This window comes from Cerasibacillus sp., assembly GCF_036516575.1.
Lineage (GTDB): Bacteria > Bacillota > Bacilli > Bacillales > Amphibacillaceae > Cerasibacillus.
Genome location: NZ_DATBTY010000060.1, coordinates 115,595 through 127,621 on the forward strand (window position 1 = coordinate 115,595; position 12,027 = coordinate 127,621).

General features: G+C 34.4%; 10 protein-coding genes. 9 read left to right on the top strand and 1 reads right to left on the bottom strand.

From position 1 onward, the window contains the following. Nucleotides 1-10 precede the first annotated feature (10 nt). The 5 genes from VIG73_RS10440 to VIG73_RS10460 all read left to right on the top strand — a co-directional run bounded on the left by VIG73_RS10440 (nucleotide 11) and on the right by VIG73_RS10460 (nucleotide 7,143). Nucleotides 11-1,540, top strand: a complete 1,530-nt coding sequence (locus VIG73_RS10440) for an acyl-CoA carboxylase subunit beta (RefSeq protein WP_331641684.1) — start codon at nucleotides 11-13, stop codon at nucleotides 1,538-1,540. 165 nt (nucleotides 1,541-1,705) lie between these two features. Next, the gene (locus VIG73_RS10445; RefSeq protein ID WP_331641685.1) at nucleotides 1,706-2,176 is read left to right on the top strand and encodes a flavin reductase family protein; all 471 of its coding nucleotides are present in this window, start codon (nucleotides 1,706-1,708) and stop codon (nucleotides 2,174-2,176) included. A gap of 140 nt (nucleotides 2,177-2,316) precedes the next feature. Further along, the gene (locus VIG73_RS10450) at nucleotides 2,317-5,952 is read left to right on the top strand and encodes a dynamin family protein (protein WP_331641686.1); all 3,636 of its coding nucleotides are present in this window, start codon (nucleotides 2,317-2,319) and stop codon (nucleotides 5,950-5,952) included. Further along, nucleotides 5,952-6,815, top strand: coding sequence for a 5'-3' exonuclease (locus VIG73_RS10455; protein ID WP_331641687.1), 864 nt, complete (start codon nucleotides 5,952-5,954; stop codon nucleotides 6,813-6,815). The genes VIG73_RS10450 and VIG73_RS10455 overlap by 1 nt, the downstream gene beginning before the upstream one ends. 67 nt (nucleotides 6,816-6,882) lie before the next feature. Beyond that, nucleotides 6,883-7,143, top strand: a complete 261-nt coding sequence (locus tag VIG73_RS10460; RefSeq protein ID WP_331641688.1) for a metal-sensitive transcriptional regulator — start codon at nucleotides 6,883-6,885, stop codon at nucleotides 7,141-7,143. A gap of 29 nt (nucleotides 7,144-7,172) precedes the next feature. Here the strand turns inward: VIG73_RS10460 and VIG73_RS10465 are convergent, their stop codons facing one another. Further along, a complete protein-coding gene (locus tag VIG73_RS10465) occupies nucleotides 7,173-8,333 on the bottom strand; it encodes a site-specific integrase (RefSeq protein ID WP_331641689.1) in 1,161 nt (386 codons plus the stop codon). A 295-nt stretch (nucleotides 8,334-8,628) separates the two neighbouring features. On the opposite strand from VIG73_RS10465, the gene VIG73_RS10470 reads away from it, so the two are divergent. The 4 genes from VIG73_RS10470 to VIG73_RS10485 all read left to right on the top strand — a co-directional run. Further along, nucleotides 8,629-9,594 (top strand): helix-turn-helix domain-containing protein, encoded by a 966-nt coding sequence (locus tag VIG73_RS10470; RefSeq protein ID WP_331641690.1) that lies wholly within the window; start codon nucleotides 8,629-8,631, stop codon nucleotides 9,592-9,594. An 88-nt stretch (nucleotides 9,595-9,682) separates the two neighbouring features. Beyond that, nucleotides 9,683-10,591, top strand: coding sequence for a chemotaxis protein (locus VIG73_RS10475; protein WP_331641691.1), 909 nt, complete (start codon nucleotides 9,683-9,685; stop codon nucleotides 10,589-10,591). A gap of 667 nt (nucleotides 10,592-11,258) precedes the next feature. Beyond that, nucleotides 11,259-11,504 (top strand): DUF1294 domain-containing protein, encoded by a 246-nt coding sequence (locus tag VIG73_RS10480; protein WP_331641695.1) that lies wholly within the window; start codon nucleotides 11,259-11,261, stop codon nucleotides 11,502-11,504. Nucleotides 11,505-11,774: 270 nt separating this feature from the next. Further along, nucleotides 11,775-12,027 (top strand): DUF2200 domain-containing protein (locus VIG73_RS10485; protein WP_331641692.1); only part of this gene is annotated, 253 nt, incomplete at its 3' end.

The following is a 12,027-nucleotide window of genomic DNA, read 5'->3' on the forward strand; positions in this document are numbered from 1 at the left end:
ATGATATGATATGACATACGTCGATGTATTACAAGAGCGTATTAAACAGATAGAAAAAGGTGGTAAAGAAAAGTATCATCAACGAAATGCTGAGAAAGGGAAGCTCTTTGCAAGAAAGAGACTCGAACTTTTATTTGATGATGGAGTAAATGTGGAAGATGCCTTTTTTGCTAACTGTATGGATGATGAATTACCTTCTGATGGTGTTGTAACTGGGATTGGAAAGGTAAATGGTCAAGATGTTTGTGTCATGGCAAATGATTCAACAGTGAAAGCAGGTTCATGGGGGAAAAGAACGGTCGAAAAAATTCTCCGTATTCAGGAAACAGCGATGAAATTAGAAATACCGATGCTTTATCTCGTCGATTCAGCCGGTGCCCGTATTACAGATCAAATTGAAATGTTTCCTGGGCGAAGAGGTGCAGGGAGAATTTTTCATAACCAAATAAAAATGTCTGGTCGTGTGCCACAAGTTTGTCTTTTATTTGGTCCATCCGCAGCTGGTGGTGCTTATATTCCAGCTTTCTGTGATATCGTCGTCATGGTTGAGGGTAACGCATCAATGTATCTTGGTTCACCACGTATGGCCGAGAAGGTTATCGGTGAAAAAGTAACGTTAGAAGAAATGGGTGGGGCAAGAATGCACTGCTCAGTGTCTGGATGTGGTGATGTTCTAGCCAAAACTGAAGAAGAAGCGATTGACTATGCACGGAAATATTTAACCTATTTTCCTGCTAATTTTCGCCATAAACCGCCCGTACATGAAGGAAAAGCGATTAAGGAAATCGAAAAATCGATTACTGATATTATTCCTGTTAACCAGAATGCACCATTCAATATGTATCATTTAATCGACAAGTTAATTGATGAAGACAGTTTCTTAGAAATCAAGAAGCGATTCGCTCCTGAACTCATTACAGGACTCGCGCGATTAAATGGGCAAACAGTAGGTATTATCGCCAATCAACCACGTGTAAAGGGAGGCGTCTTATTCCCGGACTCTGCTGATAAGTCGGCGAAATTTGTCCAATTATGTGACGCGTTTAATATTCCGTTACTATTTTTAGTTGATGTCCCAGGGTTTATGATTGGAACGCATGTTGAACGCCAAGGAATTATTCGACATGGTGCAAAAATGTTAGCGACAATGAGTGAAGCGACTGTTCCTAAGATTTCCGTCATTGTTAGAAAAGCTTATGGTGCTGGCCTTTATGCAATGGCAGGTCCTGCCTTTGAACCAGATGCTTGCCTTGCTTTGCCAACTGCGCAAATTGCGGTTATGGGACCAGAAGCAGCCGTTAATGCTGTTTATGCTAATAAAATAGCGGAATTACCTGAAGAAGAGCGCCCTGCCTTCGTAAAACAAAAGCAGGAAGAATATCGTAATGATATTGATATATATAGGTTGGCTAGCGATATGGTCATTGATGCTGTTGTTGATCCAAATAAACTTAGACAAGAACTAATTAATCGATATGCGGTTTACAATCAGAAGAACGTAACCTTTACAGAACGGAAACATGGTGTCTATCCAGTTTAATAAGTGAAACCGTCTAGTTATGAGGCTAGACGGTTTTCTATTTTCATCCATCTTTTAAACAAGAATTTCCGACAAAGTAAGGCAAGTTAATACAAAACTTGTCCATTTAATGATACATTGAGATTGTTAACATTGTATATTAAAAGGATTTAAGGGGGAAATAAGATGGATGATCGTACATTTCGTGATACCATGGGGAAATTTGCAACTGGCATAACAGTTGTTACAATTAAAGATGATACAGGTACAATTTCTGGCATGACTGTTAATGCATTTATGTCAGTTTCTTTACACCCGAAACTAATTGCCGTTTCCATCGGTGAGAACGCCAGTTTGTTTAATCAGTTTGTCAAGTCGAAACAGATAGGTATTAGTGTTTTAAGTGAAAACCAAAAAGATTATTCGATGATTTTCTCACGACAAAAAGAAGAAGATCGCGATATTCCATATACTGATTTAGCTGGAGCTCCTGTCATAAAAGATGCTTTAGCGACCATAAGTTGTAAAATCACAGATTCATTTAAAGCAGGGGACCACACGATATTTATTGCTGAAGTTATTGATTTAGATAGAAGGGAAGGACATCCTTTACTTTATTTCGGTGGATCGTATCGAACAGTGAAAAAAGATGATTAACCTAATAATCCCCTATTCTTCATTGAATGGGGATTTTCCTTTATTTAAGAAAAGAAGCTCTTAAACATAAATATAGTAGATAAGGAACCCAAGTTTACGTATAATGGGGATTAGTATATTGTTAGAAAGGATTGTAAATCGTGACATTAACGATGATGTCTAAAACTAAAATCGATCACACGCATCTTTTAGCGCTTTATCAAACGATGATTGAACATAGTGATCATATACAAGCAAATAAGCTCGTCGATTTATATAAGAAACAAATGGATGAAGAACTAATCATTAGCTTTTCGGGACATTTTTCAGCTGGAAAATCATCGATGATAAATGCGTTACTAGGTAAAGATATATTGCCAAATAGTCCGATACCAACAAGTGCAAATATCGTCAAGCTAACATCAGGCGAAGGTTATGTACGTGTATACTTTAAACATGACTCACCTGTTCAATATAATGAACCATATGATATAGAAGCAGTCAAAAACTTTTGTATGGATAAAGATACGATAAACAGAATTGATATCAGTACATCAACTGACGCCATTCCACCAGCTTGTGCCATCGTTGATACACCAGGAATTGACGCAGCAGATGATGCTGACCGTATCATGACTGAATCATCTTTACATGTTGTGGATGTTCTCTTTTATGTGATGGATTATAATCATGTTCAATCAGAAGTTAATCTACAGTTTCTTCAAGAAGTCGAACAAATGAAGATCCCATACTATGTCATTATTAACCAGATTGATAAACATGATGAAAGAGAGTTATCATTTTCTACTTTTAAAAAACAGGTCGAACAAACATTTTCACATTGGGGATTAACACCTGAGGAGGTTTTTTATTCTTCTTTGTTTGATCTAAGTTTACCAACGAACCAATTTGAAAAAATTAAAGATAAAATTGCAACATTATTTAAGCGGGGACATCATGAATTATCTAGACTCGATGAAGCAGTTCATCAATTAATTAATGATCATAAACAATTTTTAAATGATCAGGCTGAAGAAGCTATATCGCAAGTTGGCGGTGAAGAAACGACAACTGATCATTTACAAAAGCATATTGAAGCGATTGACACAAAACTTAAAACCATTAATCAGCATATGTTAGATTTCAAGCATCAATTCCAAAACAATGTTAATCAAACTTTAAAAAATGCCTATATGATGCCGCGAGATATAAGAGATTTAGCCAAGTCCTTTTTAGAATCACAACAAAAAGATTTTAAGATTGGTTTCTTTGGGGCTAAGAAAAAGACTGCAGCTGAGAAAAAGCGACGATTAGAGAAGTTTTTAACAGCTTTACAACAGTCAGTCGAATCAAAGGTACAATGGATCTTACGTGATAAACTATTGGCTCTACTAAAAGATTACGGATTAACGAATCACGAATTAACAGCTCTTGTTCAGCAGGTATCTGTTACATTATCAGAAGCGAATTTAATTGATGGCATTAATCCAGGTGCACAACTCAATGGGCAATACGTTTTAAATTATACTGAAAATATGAGCCAAACGATTAAACAATCATTTAAAAACAAAACGAATGACTTATTATCTAAGATTCTCACTTTCTATGAAAAGGAAACGAATCATAAGCTTATGCAATATGAAAAGGAAAAAGAGCAACTCATTGAAATCGAAAAGCAATCAGTAAAAAAACAGGCTATTTCTGACTCAATGTATCAAGCAATCGAAAAGATACAAATGCAATTGCAATCACCAATATATGATGAACAAACAAAAGAATTGATTGAAAAAGTGATTGAACAGAACAATCAAGTTGTTGTTCAAACGTTAGAATCGATTACGACATCAGATAAGCAGGTCGTTGAAATGGAACAGCATGTTGTTAATGATAAAACGCCAACACATACGATTAATGATATCATGCCGTTCGTTAATCAAACGCTTGAAACAGTAAATGATGTTACAGGTGTTGAGCAAATTGTTTCTGATATTCGTCGTAAAAAGAAAAGTTTAGCCAATCGCGAGTTGACGATTGCTTTATTTGGTGCTTTTAGTGCTGGAAAATCTTCCTTGATTAATGCTTTAATCGGAAAAGATTTAATGCCTTCATCTCCTAATCCAACGACTGCCGTCATTAATCGTATTTCTCCTGTTACAAATGAGCATGCTCATGAAACAGGAATTGTTCATTTGAAAGATGAATCATTGTTGTTTGATGATCTAATGGGAATTGTCAAACGTTTTTCTCCTCCAAAAACAGATCGTTTTGAAGACCTTTTAAATTGGGCAAAAGCGGAGGAATTATATAAAAAAGATGAATTAAATAAAATGTACCAAGCCTATCTCCATGCGCTCATTGAGGGTTATGATGACATTAAAGACGTTATAGGAAAAACAACGGACATTACGATTGATCAGTTTAAGGATTTTGCAGTTGATGAGAAAAAAGCTGCATATGTCGAAGCAATTGATTTATATTATGACTGTGAGGTTACAAAGCAGGGAATGACGCTAGTCGATACACCTGGTGCTGACTCTATTAATGCCCGGCATACAAATGTATCTTTTGATTATATTAAATATGCTGATGCGATTCTATATGTCACATATTATAACCATGCCTTATCACGTGCAGATAAAGATTTTCTAATGCAATTAGGTCGTGTAAAAGAGTCGTTTGAATTGGATAAAATGTTCTTTATCGTCAATGCTTCTGACTTAGCAAAAGATAAAGATGAATTAACCCTCGTTCTTGATTATGTGAAAGAGCAATTAATGCAATTAGGGATTCGTTTTCCTAGAATTTATCCTATTTCTAGTAAACAATCATTATATGAGAAAATTGAAAATAATACACTTAATGATGAAATAATAGCTTTTGAACATGATTTCTATCAATTTATTCATGAAGATTTACCGGCACTTATGATTGATTCTTTAATATACGATATGAACCGGATGAACAAGACTATAACAAATTATATTCATGCCTTACAGCTTGATGAATCGGAAAAAGAAACATATGAGAGACAACTCGCCAATTCGCAACAACAAATTAAAGATGTCATTGACAATGTAGAAACAACGACATTTAAAGAGCGAATCCATGATCGAATTGAAAAGCAACTTTATTATTTACAGGAAAGAATGGCCATTCGTTTTCATGATATGTTTAAAGATCATTTTAATCCGACAACAGTTACCCAATCTGGTAAAGAGGGGATTCGCCAATTAGAGCACTGTACTAAAAATTTATTAGACTATGCAGGCTATGAACTATTACAAGAAGTGCGTGCGATTGGTTTACGTGTTGAAAAAACATTACAAGAATTAATTGATGAGTTTGATCGTAATCTCAAATCCAGTATAAATTTAATTGATAACAACCTATCCTTTAAAACCTTGGAAAAATTGGATTATCATACACCGGCATTTGAACAAGCACTTCGTGACATGCCGATGTCCCATTTTCATAAAGTTTTATCTCGTTATCGAGGAACGAAAGCATTTTTTGTAGATAATGAGCGTGAACAGATGCAAGAAGCTATGTTTCAAATACTTGAACCAGAGATTAAAGCTTACACAAATGAAATTCACCATATGATGGCTCAGGCTTATGAGAACCAATGGTTACAAGCATGTGATACTGTAAGGGCGAACATGAATGAAGAAGTTGATCTGTATGTGGAGAAGCAACTTGCTATTATGACAGATACAAATGATTTACCATTGTATATTGACATAAACGAACAATTAACAAAGATTTTACAGAAGATCAATCGGGAGGAGGAAAGGTGATGACGAAGCAGCAATTAATGCTTGTTGACGGAATGGCCCTCTTGTTTCGTGGTTATTATGCAACGAGCTATCGTGGGAATTTCATGAAGACGCCTGACGGTATGCCAACGAATGGTGTGTATCAATTCTTTCGTTATTTTTTAAATGCTGTAGAAACTTTTAAACCGTCTCATGTAATATGTTGTTGGGACATGGGCGCAAAAACATTTCGTAATGATATCTATCAAGATTATAAAGCAAACCGTGGTGCACCTCCTGAAGAATTGGTACCTCAGTTCGATCTTGTTAAGGAAGCGACTTTATTATTTGATATACCGAATATTGGTCTAGAGAACTATGAAGCAGATGATTGTATCGGTACTCTTGCTAAACAGTATCGTTCGTCTCATGAGGTGCTCATTTTAACAGGAGATCATGATATCTTACAACTTGTTGATGATTCTGTCTATGTAGCCATTATGAAAAAAGGACAAGGCAATTATGATGTTTATAACAAAGACAACTTTTATGAGAAGAAAGGTCTTCATCCACATCAAATTATAGACGCAAAGGGCTTAATGGGTGATTCAGCAGATAATTATCCTGGTGTCAAAGGGATCGGAGAAAAAACGGCTATCAAACTATTAAATGAGTATGGAACAATTGAGCATCTCTTAGATAACCTTGAAAACTTATCAGCATCAATCCAAAAACGAATTAAGACAAATCTTGATATGTTACATTTATCCAGACAATTAGCTGAAATTCATTGTGATGTACCAATTACATGTGATTTATCTAATGCTAAATGGGAGTATGATCGTAACAAAGTTGCTGCTGGATTTGAAGAGCTCAATTTTCTACGTTTAATCGATATGATTTAATACCAAACTAGACCCGTATAATTATTTAGGTTATAATACCTATAGAGGTATAAAGGAGGAAGGCAACATGGAGTATACACCACAAGTTAAAAACCGTTTAAAACGAGTGGAAGGTCAAGTCCGCGGTGTACTTCGCATGATGGAAGAAGAAAAGGAATGTAAAGATGTCATTAGCCAGCTTTCCGCGGCACGTTCTGCTATTGATCGTGCGATTGCATTAATCGTTGCGGAAAATCTACAAGTCTGTGTAAAAGAAAAGTATGATAAAGGCGAAGAAACGTCTGATGCAGTTAACGAAGCAATCCAACTACTCGTAAAAAGTCGATAATATAAAACGGCCCAATTGAGGGCCGTTTTTTAAATGTTTTTAATAAATGATGATTGCTTCCATGTATGTGCGACATGATTTTTCCTCTGTTGATATTTTTCTAAATAAATCATTGTCGTATCGATTTTTTTATGCCCTAACGCTTGCATAATCCGATAAATATCTGCACCTTGATCCGCACTAATAATTGCAAAGCCATGTCTTAAACTATGTGGTGTAATCGAGCGCTTTTGATCTTGTACAAAGGGAAGATCGGCTTTTTGTAAAGCATTTGATAAGTATTTTGATAAATATTTATATGAATAGGCTCGATGCCTTGCAGTAATAAATAAAGGGGATTGATCATGATTGTCGAGAATCGTATCTAAACCCCGCCGTTTTCGAAACCGTTTAATCGCTGCAAACACATTCGGGAAAATAAATAACTCTCGTCTTTCATTTCCTTTCCCAATGACTTCTAACCAATATCCTTCAGAATCATATGTTAAATCACATAAACGAGCTTGTGCGAGCTCTCGTATGCGTGCCCCTGTTGTTAAAAGAACAGCTAAAAATCCATGTATGATTGGATGTGACTCATAATAGGTTAATAGTTGAATCGCTTCATCTGTATAAAGATCACGGTTAGGGCGATCACGCATATGAACTTGCGCACTTTTAAATGATTGATGAAGTGGCTGATTGATATAATCACAATCATAAAGGAATTGTAAAAAATCTTTAAATATAACCGTCTTACGTGAGATGGTTGCGATTGAATATTGTTTTCCGCCTTTTCCTAATGGAACTGTTTTTAACCAATCTTGAAATTTACGGATATGTTGACGCTGAAGTTGTTTAAATACTGTATGAATATCCAATGTTCTTGGTTCAAAAGCGATTTCATTCCCATGATTAATTAATATATGATAGATCCATAGCAACTCTCGCAAATATTCCCGTTTTGTATCATCTGTTCGATTTTTTCTCTCATCCTGGTCCTTTTCTTCATGGACAAATAAATAAATCATTTCCAAATCATTAAAGTCATTGTAATTATCAGTAGCATCAATGATATCTAGCATATGCGAATACATTGATTTATCAAGCATTAACTTAGCCATATGGGATATGTCATTTTTTGACATGATCGTTTTTAAGTGATGCATTTTATGTAATTGGGATATATCCATTAATGAAGATTCTCTCACTAAATAATCCTCCTATTATTTAATAAATTTAATTTCATAATGTAGATGTAATATGTTTAACTAAATCTTCCAATGTAAAGATATTTGTATTTATCATTATAGGTATAATTATAGATCCTATATATGTATTATATCATAATAGGTGAAAAATGGTCTCTTTGTCACCTATATTATTGTGTACATAGGAAATATAATAATAAGTATATCTCTATGTATATACATGGAGAAGAAATAGCGTTCATGTTATAATAAAACTAAGATAAACTGTAGATATACTGGAAGGTGATTGATATATATGGAACATTCATTATTAACAACAAAAGAAGTAGCTGAATATCTCAATTTATCGGTTCAAACGATTTATAAATATATTAGAGAAAAAAGACTCATTCCTGTTTATGAAGATTCATGGCAAATTGATGAAACACATTTGTTTAAAAAGGAAGATGTCGAAGCATTAAAGGCTGCGTTAACAAAACCTGGATTTACAACAGGTGAAGTAGCAAAACAATTACAAGTTCATCCAACGACGGTGACGTCTTATATTAAACGCGGAGAATTAATTGCCGAGAAAAAGCCTTATAAGGGTAGAGAGTTATATTTTATTACGGAAGAAGCATTAGCGGCCTTTAAGGAAAAACATCCAATGCAAAGAAAACGTGACAAGAAAAACTTTTATAGTAAAGAAACGAATCTATATCTTTATCAAAAAGTGATCCATAAAAATCAAGGAAATATCGGTCGTATTATGGAGCTTAATGGTGATGAAGGTAAAGTTTGGACAGAACAAGGTGAAATCTTTCCGTTAGAAGAGCTTTATGGACGGGGATTTACTGCTAAAGAGATTAAAGAGAGACCTTATATGACAAAGCGTGGCTATGTCACATTTTATTTTAAAAAGCCTATACATATTGCCTCACCGGTGTTCAATGTCATTGAACTTTTATATCATAAGCTAAGTTATCGAAATATCAAACTGTCACATTATGATGGTCTTATCAAACTTGAAATCAAACCATGCTTACTTGAAGACATTCATGAAGACACACATGCTTATGAAATAAAATTATTAGAAAAACATATGAAAGACGGATCAATCGAACAAAGACATAATGGATTACTAATTGATAATGATTTGGAAATATTAACAGTCCACATATCAGGAGAAAGGAAAAATAAATTAAAACAACTGGCACAAGAGCAGCGTCTGAGCCTTGAACAATATGTTTTAAAACTAATTGAAAATCGATTAAATGAATAAAATATGTGCATTTCCCTAATAGATTCGTCCTTTTATGCCGATATCATATATAGATAAGAATAACTTCGTATAATTAGGAGCGTTAGATATGACTAATAAATCAAATATATTGCTAGAAAGTGGAACAAATGAGTTGGAAATCATTATGTTTGAAGTAGGAGAAGGAGTTTATGGCATCAATGTGCTTAAAGTCCGTGAAATCATTAATCCATTACCGATTACGCACATTCCCAATTCTCCAGAAAATGTAGAAGGGGTGATACGATTACGTGAAGAAGTATTACCAGTGATTAATTTAGCAGATGTCTTAAATGTTCCAGCATCAGCTGATCCAACAAAGGATAAGTTCATTATTACTGAATTAAATCAAGTTAAAATCGCTTTCCGAGTCCATCATGTTTCACGAATTCATCGAATTTCATGGGAACAAATTGAAAAACCAAGTGAACTATCAACTGGGCAACAAGCTTATGCCATTGGAATCATTAAATTAGAGGAAACGATGCCAATTCTGTTAGATTTTGAAAAAATTATTATCGATATTACACCAGAAGCTGGAATTAATATTGACACATTGAAAGAATTAGGTCCGCGTGAACGATCACAAAAACGTATTGTTGCTGCGGAAGATTCTGCTGTTCTAAGAGAATTATTAAAAGATACATTAGCAAAAGCCGGCTATGAACAAGTGCGATTTTTTGAAAATGGAAAAGATGCTTGGGAATACTTAGAATCATTAGCAGAAGACGACAATGTTAATCCAGTTGACAAAGTTCAATTAGTGATTACAGATATTGAAATGCCACAAATGGATGGTCACCATCTCACAAAACGGATTAAAAGTGACTCACGTTTAAGCGACATCCCTGTCATCGTTTTCTCATCATTAATTACTGGGGATTTATATCATAAAGGAAAACAAGTTGGTGCAAGTTCACAAGTTAGTAAACCACAGATTGTAGAACTCGTCCAAGAAGTAGATAAATTTATTTTATAAACAATTCAAATGGATTATATATATAAATAAGCTGTCATAATAGTGACAGCTTTTATTATATGCTACATGCCTGAAAGTTTAGTCATATATATGAAACCTTTTAACTAGGTAGACGTATAAAAATCATAGGGAATCATAGGTCCATTAAAGGCAGGGGATATAATGAAACGTTTTATCATTAGTTTATTGTGGATATGTATCGCCAGTATGACGAGTTATTTTTTACTGTCAGTTCAATTCAAGTGCAATGGGAACCGACACTAATCTTGGCAATATTTATATGAGTTATATCCATAATCACTGGTATTATAACGTTAATAAAAATTGAAAAGGCCGCACATATTCCACTTATACTAGTCATTCTAGCACTTTTTAGTTTATGTGCGTTATTAGAAATCAAATATTTCTTTATTATAACTTTTGTTTATTATGTAGGAATCATGATTTATTTCAATAGTGTCGGGAGCAGAAGAAAAACCTGGTAATATACCGAACTTAAAGCTCAAAGAGAGTCAAAGAACGATATTGAGAATTACTTTTCCCTTGTGTAGTATTTAATTGCAAAACACACGATGATTGATTATGTTGTTTTTAGCTTATAAATAGAAGATTGGAGGCGGATTAGATCCCTATTAATTATATTTTCTTATATATTTTCATTATTAATCTGTGGGGACTTCTTCTTATGTTTACCGATAAGAAAAGAGCTATAAAACATAGGCACCGTATTTCTGAGCGTAATCTCTGGATGATTGCCTTATTAGGTGGTGCAACCGGAATGACAATAGGTATGAAATTGATCCGTCACAAAACAAAACATAAAGCATTTGCTATTGGTTTCCCAATTTTAGCACTGATACAAATAGGCTTCGTTATTTTTATTTCTCAATTAATCGAAGGCGTAATCATGTAGTAAAACCGATTATTTTTCTAATTAGGTCATTTGGAAATATGATAATAACGTATAAAAAATGGAGCAATCATTACTAGAATTGCGAAAAGCCTTGAGAATAAGCACTTTAAAATGTACCATCATTGACATAACATTTATACCCATGCAAAAACTGTTCCAATGAATGGTAGACTGTTTATCGCTTCATATTTTCTGGATAGTCAAAGCTAAAATCCATAGTCTTTTGGAATAAAAAATGTTACCATTTAAATAATTAAGGGAGGATATATCATGACTAAACATAAGATCTATACAATGAGTTTCTCAAGGGTCTATCCCCATTATGTTACGAAGGCGGAGAAAAAAGGGCGTACGAAAGCAGAAGTCGATGAAATCATTCGTTGGTTAACAGGGTATAGTCAGGAAGAGTTAGAAGCGCAACTGGAAAAAAAGACAGACTTTGAGACCTTCTTTGCGGAAGCTCCCCACCTGAACCCTTCACGGACTTTGATCAAAGGTGTGGTCTGCGGTGTCCGAGTGGAAA

What these genes read in the sequence shown, in the direction of transcription:
- VIG73_RS10440 (WP_331641684.1), top strand. Translation starts at nt 11, where the DNA reads ATGACATACGTCGATGTATTACAAGAGCGTATTAAACAGATAGAAAAA.
- VIG73_RS10445 (WP_331641685.1), top strand. Translation starts at nt 1,706, where the DNA reads ATGGATGATCGTACATTTCGTGATACCATGGGGAAATTTGCAACTGGC.
- VIG73_RS10455 (WP_331641687.1), top strand. Translation starts at nt 5,952, where the DNA reads ATGACGAAGCAGCAATTAATGCTTGTTGACGGAATGGCCCTCTTGTTT.
- VIG73_RS10460 (WP_331641688.1), top strand. Translation starts at nt 6,883, where the DNA reads ATGGAGTATACACCACAAGTTAAAAACCGTTTAAAACGAGTGGAAGGT.
- VIG73_RS10470 (WP_331641690.1), top strand. Translation starts at nt 8,629, where the DNA reads ATGGAACATTCATTATTAACAACAAAAGAAGTAGCTGAATATCTCAAT.
- VIG73_RS10475 (WP_331641691.1), top strand. Translation starts at nt 9,683, where the DNA reads ATGACTAATAAATCAAATATATTGCTAGAAAGTGGAACAAATGAGTTG.